The 15,544-nt window shown below is 59.6% G+C and carries 17 protein-coding genes; 12 read left to right on the forward strand and 5 right to left on the reverse strand.

What is annotated here, in order from left to right:
• The first annotated feature begins 57 nt into the window (after positions 1–57).
• From C4J91_RS13010 to C4J91_RS13025, 4 genes are all read left to right on the forward strand, one after another.
• Positions 58–1,611 carry a sugar ABC transporter ATP-binding protein gene (locus C4J91_RS13010; protein ID WP_124362705.1) on the forward strand — a complete coding sequence of 518 codons (1,554 nt, stop codon included), beginning with the start codon at positions 58–60 and terminating at the stop codon, positions 1,609–1,611.
• Between the two features lie 25 nt (positions 1,612–1,636).
• Positions 1,637–2,659, forward strand: a complete 1,023-nt coding sequence (locus C4J91_RS13015; protein ID WP_124362706.1) for an ABC transporter permease — start codon at positions 1,637–1,639, stop codon at positions 2,657–2,659.
• Positions 2,660–3,079: 420 nt separating this feature from the next.
• Complete coding sequence (locus C4J91_RS13020) at positions 3,080–3,484, forward strand: TraR/DksA C4-type zinc finger protein (protein ID WP_003191666.1); 405 nt, start codon at positions 3,080–3,082, stop codon at positions 3,482–3,484.
• A 544-nt stretch (positions 3,485–4,028) separates the two neighbouring features.
• Complete coding sequence (locus C4J91_RS13025) at positions 4,029–5,261, forward strand: methyl-accepting chemotaxis protein (RefSeq protein ID WP_372238313.1); 1,233 nt, start codon at positions 4,029–4,031, stop codon at positions 5,259–5,261.
• Positions 5,262–5,365: 104 nt separating this feature from the next.
• Here C4J91_RS13025 and C4J91_RS13030 read toward each other — a convergent pair whose 3' ends face one another.
• Both C4J91_RS13030 and C4J91_RS13035 read right to left on the reverse strand, forming a co-directional pair.
• Positions 5,366–5,608, reverse strand: a complete 243-nt coding sequence (locus C4J91_RS13030) for a DUF2789 domain-containing protein (protein ID WP_124362708.1) — start codon at positions 5,606–5,608, stop codon at positions 5,366–5,368.
• Between the two features lie 71 nt (positions 5,609–5,679).
• Positions 5,680–5,910, reverse strand: a complete 231-nt coding sequence (locus C4J91_RS13035) for a hypothetical protein (protein WP_124362709.1) — start codon at positions 5,908–5,910, stop codon at positions 5,680–5,682.
• Between the two features lie 762 nt (positions 5,911–6,672).
• Here C4J91_RS13035 and C4J91_RS13045 point away from each other — a divergent pair.
• From C4J91_RS13045 to C4J91_RS13065, 5 genes are all read left to right on the forward strand, one after another.
• Entirely contained in the window at positions 6,673–7,143 is a 471-nt protein-coding gene (locus C4J91_RS13045; RefSeq protein WP_124362711.1) for a hypothetical protein, read from the forward strand.
• 131 nt (positions 7,144–7,274) lie between these two features.
• Positions 7,275–8,291 carry an ABC transporter substrate-binding protein gene (locus C4J91_RS13050; protein ID WP_124362712.1) on the forward strand — a complete coding sequence of 339 codons (1,017 nt, stop codon included), beginning with the start codon at positions 7,275–7,277 and terminating at the stop codon, positions 8,289–8,291.
• Between the two features lie 126 nt (positions 8,292–8,417).
• Complete coding sequence (locus tag C4J91_RS13055; RefSeq protein WP_124362713.1) at positions 8,418–8,855, forward strand: DUF3995 domain-containing protein; 438 nt, start codon at positions 8,418–8,420, stop codon at positions 8,853–8,855.
• A gap of 90 nt (positions 8,856–8,945) precedes the next feature.
• On the forward strand, positions 8,946–9,275 hold the full coding sequence (locus tag C4J91_RS13060) for a hypothetical protein (RefSeq protein ID WP_124362714.1): 330 nt from the start codon (positions 8,946–8,948) through the stop codon (positions 9,273–9,275).
• A gap of 98 nt (positions 9,276–9,373) precedes the next feature.
• On the forward strand, positions 9,374–9,820 hold the full coding sequence (locus C4J91_RS13065) for a GNAT family N-acetyltransferase (RefSeq protein ID WP_124362715.1): 447 nt from the start codon (positions 9,374–9,376) through the stop codon (positions 9,818–9,820).
• Between the two features lie 440 nt (positions 9,821–10,260).
• On the opposite strand, the gene C4J91_RS13070 is transcribed toward C4J91_RS13065, so the two are convergent.
• Positions 10,261–10,623, reverse strand: coding sequence for an NUDIX hydrolase (locus C4J91_RS13070; protein WP_124365144.1), 363 nt, complete (start codon positions 10,621–10,623; stop codon positions 10,261–10,263).
• Between the two features lie 125 nt (positions 10,624–10,748).
• On the opposite strand from C4J91_RS13070, the gene C4J91_RS13075 reads away from it, so the two are divergent.
• The 3 genes from C4J91_RS13075 (at position 10,749) to C4J91_RS13085 (ending at position 13,091) form a co-directional block, all read left to right on the forward strand.
• The gene (locus C4J91_RS13075; protein ID WP_124362716.1) at positions 10,749–11,726 is read left to right on the forward strand and encodes a Gfo/Idh/MocA family protein; all 978 of its coding nucleotides are present in this window, start codon (positions 10,749–10,751) and stop codon (positions 11,724–11,726) included.
• A 46-nt stretch (positions 11,727–11,772) separates the two neighbouring features.
• Entirely contained in the window at positions 11,773–12,402 is a 630-nt protein-coding gene (locus tag C4J91_RS13080) for a ribonuclease T2 (protein ID WP_124362717.1), read from the forward strand.
• Between the two features lie 101 nt (positions 12,403–12,503).
• Complete coding sequence (locus tag C4J91_RS13085; protein ID WP_124362718.1) at positions 12,504–13,091, forward strand: LysE family translocator; 588 nt, start codon at positions 12,504–12,506, stop codon at positions 13,089–13,091.
• Here the strand turns inward: C4J91_RS13085 and C4J91_RS13090 are convergent.
• Positions 13,033–13,926 (reverse strand): AraC family transcriptional regulator, encoded by an 894-nt coding sequence (locus C4J91_RS13090; RefSeq protein WP_124362719.1) that lies wholly within the window; start codon positions 13,924–13,926, stop codon positions 13,033–13,035. The genes C4J91_RS13085 and C4J91_RS13090 overlap by 59 nt on opposite strands.
• 16 nt (positions 13,927–13,942) lie before the next feature.
• A complete protein-coding gene (locus C4J91_RS13095; protein ID WP_124362720.1) occupies positions 13,943–15,544 on the reverse strand; it encodes an ABC transporter ATP-binding protein in 1,602 nt (533 codons plus the stop codon).

The following is a 15,544-nucleotide window of genomic DNA, read 5'->3' on the forward strand; positions in this document are numbered from 1 at the left end:
TCACAACCCTAAGCCGGCAGGGCGGTCACGGCCGCCCTGCAGATGGAGTACCTTCCTATGCTCGCTCATGCCACTGTCTCGCAGCCGCCGGGTATCCAGCCGCTGGCGCAGGACGAACCCTACCTGCTGGAAATTCTCAACATCAGCAAAGGCTTTCCCGGCGTCGTGGCCCTGGACGATGTGCAGTTGCGGGTGCGCCCCGGCACGGTGCTGGCGCTGATGGGCGAGAACGGTGCGGGCAAGTCGACGCTGATGAAAATCATCGCCGGCATCTATCAGCCCGATGCCGGCGAAATTCGCCTGCGCGGCAAGCCGATTGTGTTTGAAACGCCCCTGGCGGCCCAAAAGGCCGGGATTGCGATGATCCACCAGGAACTCAACCTGATGCCGCACATGAGCATCGCCGAGAATATCTGGATCGGCCGTGAGCAGCTCAACAGCCTGCACATGGTCAACCACCGCGAAATGCACCGCTGTACCGCCGAGCTGCTGGCGCGCCTGCGCATCAACCTCGACCCCGAAGAACAGGTCGGCAACCTGAGCATCGCCGAGCGGCAGATGGTCGAGATCGCCAAGGCCGTGTCCTATGACTCCGACATCCTGATCATGGATGAACCGACCTCGGCGATTACCGAGAAGGAAGTCGCCCATCTGTTTTCGATCATTGCCGACCTCAAGTCCCAGGGCAAAGGCATCGTCTACATCACGCATAAAATGAACGAAGTGTTCGCCATCGCCGATGAAGTGGCGGTGTTTCGCGACGGCCAGTACATCGGCTTGCAGCGTGCCGACACGATGAACAGCGACAGCCTGATCTCGATGATGGTCGGCCGTGAGCTGAGCCAGTTGTTCCCGGTACGCGAGACGCCGATCGGCGACTTGTTGCTGTCGGTGCGCAACCTGAGCCTGGACGGTGTGTTCACGGACGTTTCGTTTGACCTGCACGCCGGCGAAATCCTCGGCATCGCCGGGTTGATGGGCTCGGGCCGCACCAACGTGGCGGAAACCATTTTCGGCATCACCCCAAGCAGCAGCGGGCAGATCACCCTCGACGGCAAACCGGTGCGCATCAGCGACCCGCACATGGCCATCGAGAAGGGCTTTGCGCTGTTGACCGAGGACCGCAAGCTCAGCGGCCTGTTCCCGTGCCTGTCGGTGCTGGAAAACATGGAAATGGCGGTGTTGCCGCACTATTCGGGCAACGGTTTCATCCAGCAGAAAGCCCTGCGCGCCTTGTGCGAAGACATGTGCAAGAAGCTGCGGGTAAAAACCCCCTCGCTGGAACAGTGCATCGATACCTTGTCCGGCGGCAACCAGCAGAAGGCGCTCCTGGCGCGCTGGCTGATGACCAACCCGCGACTGTTGATCCTCGATGAGCCGACCCGTGGCATCGATGTGGGCGCCAAGGCCGAGATCTACCGCCTGATCGCCTTCCTCGCCAGCGAGGGCATGGCGGTGATCATGATTTCCTCGGAACTGCCCGAAGTGCTCGGCATGAGCGACCGGGTGATGGTGATGCACGAAGGCGAACTGATGGGCACCCTGGATCGGGCTGAGGCCACCCAGGAAAAAGTCATGCAATTGGCCTCCGGTATGACCGTGGTCCACTGACTCCAGAATAAGAAGGTAATTGGCTATGAACGCAATAACAGACAACAAGCCGGCGATGGCACCGGTCAAGAACCGTCGACGCATGCCCACTGAATTGAGCATCTTCCTGGTGCTGATCGGCATCGGCCTGGTGTTTGAGTTGTTCGGCTGGATCGTGCGCGACCAGAGCTTTTTGATGAACTCCCAGCGCCTGGTGCTGATGATCCTGCAAGTGTCGATCATCGGCTTGCTGGCCATAGGCGTGACCCAGGTAATCATCACCACCGGCATCGACCTGTCGTCCGGCTCGGTGCTGGCCTTGTCCGCGATGATCGCTGCCAGTTTGGCGCAGACTTCCGATTTTTCCCGCGCGGTGTTTCCGTCCCTGACCGATTTGCCGGTGTGGATCCCGGTGGCGATGGGCCTGGGCGTGGGGCTGCTGGCGGGGGCGATCAACGGCAGTATTATCGCGGTGACCGGGATCCCGCCGTTCATTGCGACCCTGGGCATGATGGTCTCGGCCCGTGGCCTGGCGCGTTACTACACCGAAGGCCAGCCGGTGAGCATGCTGTCTGACTCGTACACGGCCATCGGCCATGGCGCGATGCCGGTGATCATCTTCCTGGTGGTGGCGGTGATTTTCCATATCGCCCTGCGCTACACCAAGTACGGCAAGTACACCTACGCCATTGGCGGCAACATGCAGGCGGCGCGTACTTCGGGGATCAACGTCAAGCGGCACCTGATCATCGTCTACAGCATCGCCGGCCTCCTGGCTGGCCTGGCCGGCGTAGTGGCTTCGGCCCGTGCGGCGACCGGCCAGGCCGGCATGGGCATGTCCTATGAGCTGGACGCAATCGCGGCCGCAGTGATCGGCGGCACCAGCCTGGCGGGCGGGGTAGGGCGCATCACCGGCACCGTGATCGGCGCGCTGATCCTCGGCGTGATGGCCAGTGGGTTTACCTTTGTCGGGGTGGATGCGTATATCCAGGACATCATCAAGGGGCTGATCATCGTGGTGGCGGTGGTGATCGACCAATACCGCAACAAGCGCAAGCTCAAGCGTTGAGACAATATTGAGGACAGCACCGGTCAAATGTGGGAGGGGGCTTGCTCCCGATTGCGGTGGCTCAGTCAAACAGATGGCGACTGACACTCCGCAATCGGGAGCAAGCCCCCTCCCACATTGAGTAATGCGCCAGCTTGTTCAACCGTTTGTCTTCTATATAGCTCACCTGGACTGAATTTCTTGCTATAAACGCACTCCGATGACCGTTCGCCAAGCCCGTCCTGGTGCTTTTGGGGGTTGATCGGGAAAAATGCCTGTCATTTCAGTTGCTGCGCCTTCAAGTCGGCCTTAGACTGCCGCCCCTCGTAAATTGAGTGCCGGGTGGCGCTTGGAACGGATGGCGCCTTTCCGAGACCTGCAGAGGTCGGCCGGAACGCTCCCTTATTCGCCTTAATGCACGTATTTTTTATAGAGAAATCAATGACAAAGGAAAAGTTGCTGGCCATGCCGGCGGATGACTACATGAATGCCGAACAGCACGCTTTTTTTGAGAAGTTGCTGCAAGATATGAAAGTGGAACACCACGAGCGCATTGAACAGAACCGTATCGCCATTGAAAGCCTGGACACGCCTGCCGACCCGGCTGACGCTGCTTCCGTGGAAGAAGAGCGCACCTGGCTGGTCAATGCCATCGATCGCGACCAGCGCATGTTGCCGCAACTGGAGCGTGCCCTGGAACGTATCAAGGAAGATTCCTTTGGCTGGTGTGATGACAGCGGCGAGCCTATCGGCCTCAAGCGCCTGCTGATCAGCCCCACCACCAAATACTGCATCGAAGCGCAAGAGCGCCACGAGCAGATCGACAAGCACCAGCGTCAAGCCTGATGCGCTGCACGGGGGGCCGCAGGCTCGGCTCCCCAAAGAATTATTCGTTACGCTCTGGTTATTGATCTACTGCATGCACTTGCACTAAAGGCCCATGGATAATGGCCCGATAGTGGCGTTTAATGCAGACACAATAACGACAAGCAGCGGGGTAACGACAATGGCTGGAGACGGATCTCTGACGGGCGCAGCAATGCCACCGCAATCGGTGGCGCGCGTGCTGACCGGCTGGCTCACACCGCTCGCGCAGAGCGCCGTCCTGGTGCTGCTACTGCTGGGCCTCGCGTTTACCCGCTTGCCGATTTATGTGTGCCTGCCGCTGGCCTTGCTGGTGATCTGGCTACCCCGCCTGAAAAGTCCCAAGCCTGGGGTGGCGCACGCTGCGGCCAGCGATGCGATTGGCGAGCTGACGCGCGATCTGTCCTATACCACCAGCCATAACGCACTCTCCGCTGCGGGCGTGGCCTATTCGGTCAAGCAGCTGGCGGCGCGTCTTCAATCGCAACTCGGCGCCTCCCAACAGATCGTCAGCAGCGCGCAAGTGATGATCAGCACCGAACAGGTAACTTCCCAGCTCAGCCGCCAGGCGTTGGGCGCGGCCAGCCAAGCCCATCAGCGCAGCAGTGAAGGCCGGGAAGTGCTGGTGCAGTCCATCACCCGCATGCATCAACTCAGCCAGCGTGCCGATGCCAGCCGCGAGCTGATCGAAGCCTTGAGCCAGCGCAGCGAGGAAATCCAGCGTGTGACGCTGGTGATCCAGTCTATTGCCAGCCAGACCAACCTGCTGGCGCTGAACGCGGCGATCGAGGCGGCGCGGGCCGGTGAACATGGGCGTGGCTTTGCCGTGGTCGCCGATGAAGTACGCGGCCTCGCTGGCCGTACGGCCACGGCCACGGATGAAGTCGGGGTGATGGTCGCTGACATCCAGCAACGTACCGCCCAGGTGGTGGAGCAGATTCGCCAACTGTCGGCGGACCTGCACACCGGTGTTGAACAGGTGGAATCTGCAGGCGAACACCTGGCGAGCATCGCCAGCCTGGCGGCGGATGTAGAAACCCAAGTCAGTGAAATCGCCCAGGGCACCGACACCAACCGCACGCAACTCGACAGCTTGTTCCACGCCGTGGAGCAGATGCGCAGCGACCTCACGGTAAGCGATCAGCAAACCCGCCAGCTCGCCGACGCCGCTGTGCAAATGGAAGGGCAGGCGGAAACCATCAGCGAGCGCCTGGCGCAAGTCGGCCTGGATGACTATCACCAGCGTATCTACGACTTGGCTCGCGAAGGCGCCAGGCGCATTGCCGAACAGTTCGAGGCGGATGCGCTGAGCCGCCGGATCAGCCTCGAGGATCTGTTTGACCGCAACTACACGCCGATTGCGAACACCCGCCCGAGCAAATATAAAACCCGGTTTGACGCTTACACCGACCAGGTGTTGCCCGCCATTCAAGAGGCGCTGTTGCCACGTCATGAAGGCTTGGTGTTTGCGATCGCCTGCACCCAACAGGGCTACGTGCCGACGCATAACAAAGTGTTTTCCCACGCCTTGACCGGGGATGACCAAGTGGACGCAGTGCAGAACCGCACCAAGCGCAAGTTTGACGACCGTACCGGCATACGCTGCGGTAGCCATCAACAGCCCATGTTGCTGCAGACTTACACGCGCGATACCGGCGAGCTGATGCACGACTTGTCGGTGCCGATCATGGTCCAGGGGCGCCATTGGGGTGGTTTGCGTTTGGGCTACAAACCGCAAGGTGCAAAGCCAGGGCGATAACGATACGACGCAGCACCGCCTTCAACAGGCGTGAGGAGGCGCAGGAATGCAAGGCTGCCTGGCAAGGGCTGATGCGCCGGAGCAATCAGGCAGCCTGCATTGCATCAAGCGGCGGGAGACTCGTGCAGCAGGGCGTTGAGGTCATCGACCGCAGGCGCCCATTCGGCGTCGATATGCAATTGTTCCCTGAGGAAGGCCGCTTGTTGCTCGCTCCAGAACGGCGCGTCGATGAGTTTGACGTCATCCGGCAAACGGTGTTCGGCGGTGAAGCGTTCGATGGCTTCCTGGCTGGAATCCAGGCCTAGTTGTTCGAACAGGGTTTCAAGTGTCGGGGTGGTGGTGTCCATAACATTCTCCATGCGGGCTGATCATCGTCCTGCATGTGAGGGGTATGGCACGCCAGAGTTCTATCGGATTATCAAGAACTGAGTGCGCCTGAATCCACGGCGGCTTTCAGCTCCTTGGCGGCCTCTTTTGCTGCGATGGCCGCAGCGTCGACAGTTTTGAACCAGCGGTCTTTCTCTACCTGATGCGCTGTCACTGTGGTCAACGGCGGTTTGGCCCGCATGATGATGACTGCTTGAAACTCACCGTCTACTTCCCTGGCATCGCCATGGATAAAAAATTCGCCAATATCAAATTCCGTCACGTATAGGCTTCTCTTCAAGGTAACTGCACTGATGAAACCTGACCCGCACGGGGCAAACTCCAATGGACGGGTCAGTATGGCAGTTGTTGAAGGGCCGCTGTGCAGTAAAGTCAGCCAGGTGACGAAACGAGTGTGCCGTGCAGACTATACAAATTGGCTTCCAGGGCTTTGGCCAATGCACAGGCCTTGGTGTGATCGCTGCGAAAGCCTTTTATCCTGCCGCTGGTCACTTCCTGGATATGGAAAAAATTCCTTCCGGCCGGCACAACGCGATAAAGCACGGAATGGGAGTACCCATCGGGCGTAGGTAAGCAGTAGTATTGCGGTTCGTCCGGACATGATGAATGCGAGTGGAAGGACGTATCGTCGTGTTGACGTCGTAGCATGCTCAGCTCCTGTCGATCGACCTTGTTGTTATAGCCGCCACATTTCGGGTGGTTTGACTAGTGTTGCTGTTTTAGTATTGTCGTTGGCGGCACGCGCCTGGTTCCATGTCCAGGTGTTTTCTTTTGTGATGCGTGTCGGAAAACTGTGTTTTTAATCGGGTTATTCTCTGAAGTTGCTCGACTCGTATTCTCGGGTCGTTGAACCTGTGATTTGCTGTGTTGCCGGATGACCTCGCATAAGGGCCGCCGCGCTTATCTGTACGGGTCTTATGGGTTTTCTTCAGGTTTTTAACGAGTCTGTGATCGTGCCGTAACGGCCGTTTTTTTGTGCTGCCCGCTCAAGCGGTCAGTGCTATTTCGATGTGGGGACGTTTCCTTGGCAGTCAGTAATCTGGATATGCACGCGTTATTCGTGCTGGGTGATTTGCGCGCAAAGTTGGTCAAGCAGTTTCAATCTCGTTTTGTCTACGTCACCGAGCAGACACCGGAAGGTATCTACGTCGCTGAGATCGATACCGAAGCCGCGTTGGTGGTGGACGACAAGCCACGCCTGGAACTCAAGGTCGGCGACCATTTTCGCGCGGCGGTATTGCCCAGCCGCGAAGGTGGCAAGTTCGAACTGAAATTCCGCGATATCAAGTTGACCGTGTATGGCTTGGGCGACTACGCGTTTGTGTCATCGGCCGAGGGCGAGGGGATTGTGTTCAAGGAAGGCCACAGCGTCATGCTGGTATTTGCTGCCCACGAGCAACTGCAGGAAGGCCTGACCAAAACCCTCAAGGCCGTGACAGGCAAAGCCGCCAAGTGGCGCAAGGGCGAACTGGTGACGTTCAAGGCCAGTGAATAAATATCGCCGCGGCGAACTTCTTTTATCTTCCGGAACCTCTACTACAGTTGAGTTGACTTAACTATTCAGAGGCTTCGCGCATAGCAGCAAAGCCGTCCGCTGATGGCTGCGATATCGCGAGGTGCGAGGGTATGAAAGGAATGCGAACACTGCTGGCTGCATCGTTGACGGCCCTGGGCCTGTCACTGGCGTCAATGCCGGTATCGGCCGCCCAGGCGCCGGTGCACTTTGCCGACCTGAACTGGGAAAGCGGCAGCCTGATTACCGAGGTGCTGCGGTTCATTGTCGAGAAGGGCTACGACTTGCCAACCGACACGTTGCCCGGTACCACCATCACCCTGGAAACCGCCCTGGCCAAGAACGACATCCAGGTGATCGGTGAAGAGTGGGCGGGCCGCAGTCCGGTCTGGGTCAAGGCCGAGGCTGAAGGCAAGGTGGTAGGCCTGGGCGATACGGTCAAGGGCGCCACCGAAGGTTGGTGGGTGCCGGAATACGTGGTCAAGGGCGACCCGAGCAAAAACATCAAGCCCCTGGCCCCTGACCTGAAAAGCGTAAACGACCTGGCGCGCTACAAGGATGTGTTCCGAGACCCTGAGTCTCCCGGCAAAGGGCGCTTTCTCAACAGCCCCATCGGCTGGACCTCGGAAGTGGTCAACAAGCAAAAGCTCAAGGCGTACGGCCTGGACACCAGCTACGTGAACTTTCGCAGCGGCTCGGGGGCGGCACTGGATGCCGAGATTGCGTCGTCGATCCGCCGGGGCAAGCCGGTGCTGTTCTACTACTGGTCGCCCACGCCGTTGATGGGCCGCTATAAATTGATTCAACTGCAAGAGCCGCCGTTCGACGCCGAGGCCTGGAAGACGCTGACGGATGCGGACAATCCTGATCCCAAGCCGACGCGCTCGCTGGCCTCGAAATTGAGCATCGGCGTGTCCACGCCGTTCCAGAAGGAGCATCCGCAGATCGCCGAGTTCTTTGAGAAGGTCGAGTTTCCCATCGAGCCGCTCAACAAAGCGCTGGCGGCGATGAGCGAGCATCACACAGCACCCAGGGACGTCGCCCAGGCGTTCCTCAAGGAGCATCCTGATGTGTGGAAGGCCTGGTTGACGGACGATGTGGCGCGCAAGGTTGAGGCAAGCCTCCAGTAGAGCGCGGGTCAACCTTTGGGAAATGAGCGCGCGGGCTTGTGCAGCGCGCCCGCTCCGCCGACGAAATACCTGCAGAAACCTTCAGGGCGACTATCCTCATTCGCACATTTCTGTGAGGAGCCCGCCATGAGCTTCATCATCGCGCGCTGGATCGTCGCCATTTTTACCTGCATCAGCATGGTGCATCTGTACTGGGCCGCGGGCGGCAAACTCGGCAGCCTGGCCGCCATTCCTCAATTACCGGGCGAATTCGCCAGCGGGCCAAGGCCGGCATTCAAACCCTCGGCGCTGGGCACCTTTCTGGTCGCCATGGGGCTGGTGGCGATTGCGCTGCTCGTCTGTCTGCGCGCCGGGATTTATTTTCCGCCGGTGTCCCATGGGGCGCTGCAATGGGGGATCAGTGCGATCGCCGTGGTAATGTTTGCCCGGGCGATTGGGGATTCGGAGCTGGTGGGGTTTTTCAAAAAAGTCGGCGGCTCCAGGTTTGCCAAGCTGGATACCTTTCTCTATTCGCCGCTGTGCCTGGTGCTGGGCGCCGGGCTGTTGATGGTGGCATGGGGCTGAGGGGTGGAGGATAGGGCAATCTGATGGCCCCTCTGTAACAAAATTCTCGCCAGAATCACTTTTATTTCAGGTGGTTAGGTGAGGAAGCTAATGCGCACTGTTGGAATCATGCTGATTGCCTGTTCCCTGGCCGGCGGCGCGGCAGCCGCGCAGGCTCGGGAGTTGCGCGAGGGCGACAAGTATATGTGCAGTTGGGGCGCAGGCACGGCTGCCAGGGCTCAGGAACTCAAGCTTTCGGGGGTGTCGCTGTACGCCGCGCGGCAAAAGATCCAGACCATCAAATTCAACAAATCGTGGATGCGCATGATGGCCATGGGCATTACCGAGCAGACCTATGACAGCCGTTCACGGCTCAAACCCGAGGCGATTCGCCAGAGTTTTTACCAGGATTGCGTGCGCTATAAGGTGGCGCGTAAATAAGCGTTTTTTTCCTACCGTGCTGCCGAGTGGTTTACAAATCCACGACAAATGCTGTGTAAGTATTTGCATACAATCGCGTGCTTGATCAGGAGGCATGTATGCAAGTGCTTATTCGAGTGGCCACCGTCGAAGACCTCGACACGCTCATTAAAATTCGTACCTCGGTGGTGCAAAACCATTTGAGCCTTGAACAGATGGCTGATCTGGGGATCACGCCACAGGTACTGGCCGACGCGCTGCGCACAGCCCCGTGCGCATGGGTCGCAGAAGTGGACGGCCAGGCAGCGGCCTTTTCCATGGTCGATCTTGAGACCGGCGAGGTGTTCGCGATGTTCGTCTTACCTTCCCACGAGAACCTGGGCCTGGGCCGGCGGTTGATGGCAGTGGCCGAGGCCGCGTTGTTTGTGCATCACGAGCGCGTGTACCTGGTCACTGATGGCCGCGATGAAGTCCGCGCTAACGGGTTTTATCAGCGCCTGGGGTGGCTGAGGGCCGGCCGTGTTGAGGGTGATGACGTTCGCTACGAAAAAAGCAGGGCATACTGACTTCATGAGCGCCTAAGCCCCCGATTAGCTGACAGCTTGCGCAACTTCGTGCTGGAGTGTTGGGCGCTGCAGCGCGCATGTAGGCGATTGAACAAACCGTTATTGAAAACTGTGAAAGTGGAATAACTAATATCCCTTTTTTATAAGTGGATAAAGTTCAAAGCCTTGCCCCTAACTTGCACCAAAAAGTGGCACAAATTTGCCTCTTTCCTTAAAAAACATGTGGTTATTGAATGACTTACGATGCTTCCAATCCGACGAAAGGAAGAAAATAATCTTGTGACGTGTTTTTGCAATCGCTAATATAGCCGTGCGTTCACCTCCCACGGTTTATGCATTTTTAAATCCCAAGTTTCCATCAGCTACTTGGGATTTTTTTTGCCTTGAATTTGACCCTGTGCACAGCAGTGGCAGCACGGCTCGCCAGTCAAACCGTCGCGTCAGAGGCGGCGCAGGAAAGATTTGACGATGTGCCGCGTGGCGTCAGTGGTGTCCAATTCATCGAGAGCGTTGTAGGCGTACCACTGGCAGTCGACGATCTCGTTGCACGGTCGCGCCTCGTCGATGTTCACCACCGAGGCCTCGAATACATGGTGCAGGGTGTCGCGGGCCTTCAGCTCCTGCAGGTACAGCAAGCCGTCCACGTTCAACCCCGTTTCTTCTTCCAGCTCGCGTTCTGCCGCGCCCACCGGGCGTTCACCGCGTTCGACCTTACCGCCCGGCAACGCCCATTTCGATCTTGCCTTGCGCACGAAGAGGATATGCCCCTCGTGTTCGCATATGACCGTGGCCCGTATTTTCATCATCTGTGCCCGTAACGAAATCTCTGTCATAAAAGTGTAATGCAATTGTCATGCTAAGTGGTTATGGCGCGCCAGGGTGTGTATGTGGATACTGCCCGATTGACATAAACGAACGAGGAGAGCAGATGAGCACCGTACGTTGGGGCATGATCGGCTGTGGCAGTGTCACTGAATTGAAGAGTGGACCCGCTTTCTACAAAGCGCCAGGTTCTGCCCTGGTAGCCGTGATGGGGCGGCGCGAGGACGCCGTGCGCGATTATGCGACACGTCATGGCATTGCCCGCTTCTATACCGACGCCCAGGCCCTGATCGACGACCCCGAGGTGGACGCGGTGTACATCGCCACGCCACCCGACAGCCACCTCGAGTACAGCTTGATGGTGGCAGCGGCAGGCAAGCATTGCTGCGTCGAAAAGCCCATGTCGTTGAACGCCGAACAGAGCGCATTGATGCAACGCACCTTCGAGCGCGCCGGGCTGCACCTGTTCGTCTCCTACTATCGGCGCTCATTGCCACGCTTTCAGCAAGTGCGCAGCTGGTTGCAGGAAGGCCGTATCGGCGAGCTACGCCACCTGACCTGGACCCTGTGCAAGCCTGCGGCACAGGCCGACACCAATCCCGCCAATTGGCGCACGGACCCGGCGATTGCCGGCGGCGGTTATTTTGCCGACCTGGCCAGCCATGGGTTCGACCTGTTCCAGTACCTGGCGGGAGATATCGTCGAAGTCTCGGGCTTCACCGCACGGCAGGCCGGGCGTTACGCGGCGGAAGATGCAGTGACCGCCTGCTGGACCTTTGCCAGCGGTGCGTTGGGCATGGGCTGCTGGAACTTCGTGGCAGACCGCCGCGAAGACCGGGTCGAGTTGATCGGCAGTCATGGACGCATCACGTTCTCGGTATTCGAAGACCAGCCGCTGCGTCTTGAAGGGGAGTCCGATGAGGTGCTGGAAGTGCCTTGTCATGCGCACATCCAATGGCACCACGTGCTTGCGATGAATGCCCATATCCGTGGGGAAGCCAAGCACCCTTCGCTGGCAATCGAGGCGCTGAAGACGGATCGAATCCTGGACAAGGTGCTGCAACGTTATTCTCAACATCCCTAGCCGTCGCGATAGCGTGGTGATTCACTTTGTTTAAACGGATATCGCGATGAAATACTGGATGGTGGGGTGGCTGCTGATCATCACCGGCGCAACGGCAGCGCCGCGCAGCCAAGGGCTGCCGGGGGACTTTGATTTCTATGTATTGTCGCTGTCATGGTCGCCGACGTTTTGCCTGACACACCCGAACAATGAACAGTGTTCGGGCAAAGGCTACGGGTTTGTCCTGCATGGCTTGTGGCCGCAGTACGCGCGAGGCGGGTGGCCGGCCTCCTGTGCACCTGATGTGCGATTGACCAACGAGGAAATGCGCAAGGGCGCGACGCTGTTTCCCACCCGTGCGCTGCTCAAGCATGAATGGGCCAAGCACGGCACCTGCAGCGGGCTCGTGCCGCTGGATTACCTGGAGAAAACCGATACGGCACTGGGGGCGGTGGTCATTCCGCCACAACTGCAGCCGTTCAATACGCCGCCGTCATTAGCGGCCAGCGAGATCGAGGCACTGTTTCGCGACAGCAACCCACGCATGGGCAATCACGGGATGGCTGTCATCTGCAAAGGCAAAGTGCTGTCTGAAGTGCGGGTATGCCTGACCAAGGACCTGGCCTTCGCCGGTTGCCCGCGCAGCGTGAAAAGCCAGTGCCGCAGCGGCGATATCCGGATCCCCGCGCAGCGCTGAGCGGATGCCTCGCGCAGCTTGAGGGGCATTTTGTTCAATACCGAGTTCGCTCCAGCCTATAGCGTGATGTCATCCGTATGACATCACGAAAAGGAACCGCAATGAGCTTGATCATTTCCATGGCTGCCTTCGCCCTCGCCACTTCCATTACGCCTGGGCCGGTCAACGTGGTCGCCCTGAGCAGCGGCGCGCGCTTCGGGTTTGCTGCCAGCCAGAAGCACGTGTTCGGCGCTGCGCTCGGCTTCACGCTGCTGTTGATACTGATCGGCCTGGGCCTGCACGAGGTGCTGCTGCGCTGGCCGATCCTGACCCAACTGATCCAGTGGGGCGGGGTGGCCTTTTTGCTGTACATGGCCTGGAAGCTCGCCGTCGATGATGGCCAGTTGCAGGCCGATGGCGCTGCCACGGCGCCATCGATGTTGTACGGCGCGATCATGCAGTGGCTCAACCCCAAGGCCTGGCTGGCCTGTGTGGCGGGAATGGGGCTGTTTGCGGCGGACGGCGATGCCGGGCAAGTCTGGTTGTTCGCTGGCCTCTACCTGGTGATCTGCTACCTGTCGGTGGCGTGCTGGGCCTATGCCGGAACGTTTCTGCGGCGCTACCTGCACAATCCCCAGGGTGTCAGAGTATTCAACCGCTCGATGGCCGCGTTGCTGGTGGCCAGTGTGGGTTATTTGCTGATGGCTTGAGTATTTCGCGGTATTGCCCGGGCGTGGCGGCGAAATGCTGCTTGAACGCACGCTGGAAATGCGCCTGGTCGGCAAAGCCTGCGGCCAGGGCCACGTCGGCAATCAGCTCGCCATGGCGCAGCTGGGTGCGGGCGAACTGGATACGGCGATTGACCAGAAAGGCATGGGGTGTCAGCCCGTAATACTGTTTGAAGGCGCGAATCAAATAAGACGGCGACAGCTCGGCCGCTTGGCAAATGTCCTCGAGCTTCAGGGCCTCGGTGCAGTGTTCACGGATGTAGTCGGCGGCCCGCTCCAGTTTGTGATTGACCTCTCGTACCGGTGCAAGCGAAGGGTTCAGGCGCTGCTGCACCTCGCTGAAGTAGCTCACCAGCGCGCTCTGTTTGTGCAGCAGTTCGGCCCGCTCATCCACCAACAGGCGGTACAACGCCAGCAAGCCGTTGTACAACGACGGGTCCCGCGTGTGTGGGGAGTTGAACGGGCGGTAACCCTGGTCGGTACTGAAGCCCAGTTGATGCTGCAGGTCGGTCAGCCAGGGCGTGTCGAGGTAGAGCATATGGTAGGACCAATGCTCGTTTTCGATAGGATTGCAGGCATGCACGTCGCCGGGGTTCATCAACACCACAGTGCCGGCGCTGATCTGGTAGGTCTGCGCGCCATGGTGGTAATAGCTGCGCCCGCAGGTGATTGCGCCAATGGAAAAATGTTCATGGGCATGCCGCGTATACGTCACCTTGCGTCCGTCGGCGATGGTGCGCGCCTCGATGAACGGCAAGCGCTCATCGCGCCAGAAGCGCGGCGAGTGCGAAGGGTGGGCGCGAGTGTTCAACGACATGGCGAGGGCTCCGACGTTAAGCGGGCACCAGAAAGGCTGCTTCCAGTAATTGCCGAGTATAGGGGTGTTGTGGGTTGGCGAAAATCGCCCCGGCATCGCCTTGCTCCACTACCTGACCCTGCTTGACCACCATCAACTGGTGACTCAGCGCCTTGACCACCGCCAAGTCATGGCTGATGAACAGGTAGGTCAGGTTGTACTTGGCCTGCAAACCGCGCAGCAGTTCCACCACCTGGCGTTGCACGGTACGGTCCAGCGCCGACGTCGGCTCATCCAGCAGGATCAGGCGCGGTTTGAGCACCAGGGCGCGGGCGATGGCGATGCGCTGACGCTGGCCGCCGGAAAATTCGTGGGGGTAGCGGTGCCGCGACTCCGGGTCCAGGCCGACTTCCTTGAGGGCGGCAATAATCGCCGCCTCCTGCTCGGCGGGCGTGCCCATTTTATGGATGCGCAAGCCCTCGCCGACGATCTCGCTGACGCACATGCGCGGGCTCAGGCTGCCGAAGGGGTCCTGGAACACCACCTGCATTTCGCGGCGCAGCGGGCGTACCTGTTGCTGGGTGAGGCGGTCGAGTTGCTGGCCTTCGAAGCGAATGCCGCCCTGGCTTGCGATCAAGCGCAGGATCGCCAGGCCCAGGGTGGACTTGCCCGAGCCGCTTTCGCCGACGATGCCCAGGGTTTGCCCCTGGGGCAGGCTGAAGTTGATGCCGTCCACGGCCTTGACGTAATCGACGGTGTTGCGCAAAAAGCCTTTCTTGATCGGGAACCAGACTTTCAGGTCGTCCACTTCCAACAGCGGTGGCCCGGCGGCGTTGGTGGCCGGCCCGCCGCTGGGTTCCGCCGCCAGCAATTCCTGGGTGTAAGGGTGTTGCGGCGCCTGGAACAGCGCCTCGCAATCGGCCTGTTCGACGATGCAGCCCTGTTGCATCACGCACACCCGGTGTGCGATCCGGCGTACCAGGTTCAAGTCGTGGCTGATCAGCAATAACGCCATGCCCAGGCGCGCCTGCAGTTCCTTGAGCAGTTCCAGGATCTTCAATTGCACCGTTACATCGAGGGCCGTGGTCGGCTCATCGGCGATCAGCAGTTCCGGCTCGTTAGCCAGGGCCATGGCGATCATCACCCGCTGGCGCTGGCCACCGGAGAGTTCGTGGGGCAATGCCTTGAGGCGTTTGTGCGGCTCGGGGATGCCCACCAGCTCCAGCAGTTCCAGGGTGCGCTGGGTGGCGACCTTGCCGCTGAGGCCCTTGTGCAGGCCGAGCACTTCGTTGATCTGTTTTTCGATGCAGTGCAGCGGGTTCAGCGAGGTCATCGGCTCCTGGAAGATCATCGCGATGCGGTTACCGCGAATGTGCCGCAGGGTCTTTTCCTTGAGCGTCAGCAGGTCTTGCCCGGCGTAGTGGATGGTGCCGGACGGGTGCCGCGCCAACGGGTAGGGCAGCAGGCGCAGGATCGAATGGGCGGTCACCGATTTGCCGGAGCCGCTTTCGCCGACCAGGGCCAGGGTTTCGCCGCGCTTGATATCGAAGCTGACGTTATTGACCACGCGATGGTGATGCTCGCCGGTGACGAACTCGACACTGAGGTCGCGGATTTCGATCAGATTGTCCTGATTCAT

The organism is Pseudomonas sp. R3-52-08 (assembly GCF_003851745.1).
In the GTDB taxonomy this organism is placed as follows: Bacteria; Pseudomonadota; Gammaproteobacteria; order Pseudomonadales; family Pseudomonadaceae; genus Aquipseudomonas.

Bases quoted from the DNA above. Each gene is read 5' to 3' on its own strand.
- C4J91_RS13010 (WP_124362705.1), top strand. From the start codon at position 58: ATGCTCGCTCATGCCACTGTCTCGCAGCCGCCGGGTATCCAGCCGCTG.
- C4J91_RS13015 (WP_124362706.1), top strand. From the start codon at position 1,637: ATGAACGCAATAACAGACAACAAGCCGGCGATGGCACCGGTCAAGAAC.
- C4J91_RS13020 (WP_003191666.1), top strand. From the start codon at position 3,080: ATGACAAAGGAAAAGTTGCTGGCCATGCCGGCGGATGACTACATGAAT.
- C4J91_RS13025 (WP_372238313.1), top strand. From the start codon at position 4,029: ATGATCAGCACCGAACAGGTAACTTCCCAGCTCAGCCGCCAGGCGTTG.
- C4J91_RS13030 (WP_124362708.1), bottom strand. From the start codon at position 5,608: ATGGACACCACCACCCCGACACTTGAAACCCTGTTCGAACAACTAGGC.
- C4J91_RS13050 (WP_124362712.1), top strand. From the start codon at position 7,275: ATGAAAGGAATGCGAACACTGCTGGCTGCATCGTTGACGGCCCTGGGC.
- C4J91_RS13055 (WP_124362713.1), top strand. From the start codon at position 8,418: ATGAGCTTCATCATCGCGCGCTGGATCGTCGCCATTTTTACCTGCATC.
- C4J91_RS13060 (WP_124362714.1), top strand. From the start codon at position 8,946: ATGCGCACTGTTGGAATCATGCTGATTGCCTGTTCCCTGGCCGGCGGC.
- C4J91_RS13065 (WP_124362715.1), top strand. From the start codon at position 9,374: ATGCAAGTGCTTATTCGAGTGGCCACCGTCGAAGACCTCGACACGCTC.
- C4J91_RS13070 (WP_124365144.1), bottom strand. From the start codon at position 10,623: ATGAAAATACGGGCCACGGTCATATGCGAACACGAGGGGCATATCCTC.
- C4J91_RS13075 (WP_124362716.1), top strand. From the start codon at position 10,749: ATGAGCACCGTACGTTGGGGCATGATCGGCTGTGGCAGTGTCACTGAA.
- C4J91_RS13080 (WP_124362717.1), top strand. From the start codon at position 11,773: ATGAAATACTGGATGGTGGGGTGGCTGCTGATCATCACCGGCGCAACG.
- C4J91_RS13085 (WP_124362718.1), top strand. From the start codon at position 12,504: ATGAGCTTGATCATTTCCATGGCTGCCTTCGCCCTCGCCACTTCCATT.
- C4J91_RS13090 (WP_124362719.1), bottom strand. From the start codon at position 13,926: ATGTCGTTGAACACTCGCGCCCACCCTTCGCACTCGCCGCGCTTCTGG.
- C4J91_RS13095 (WP_124362720.1), bottom strand. From the start codon at position 15,544: ATGAATCAGGACAATCTGATCGAAATCCGCGACCTCAGTGTCGAGTTC.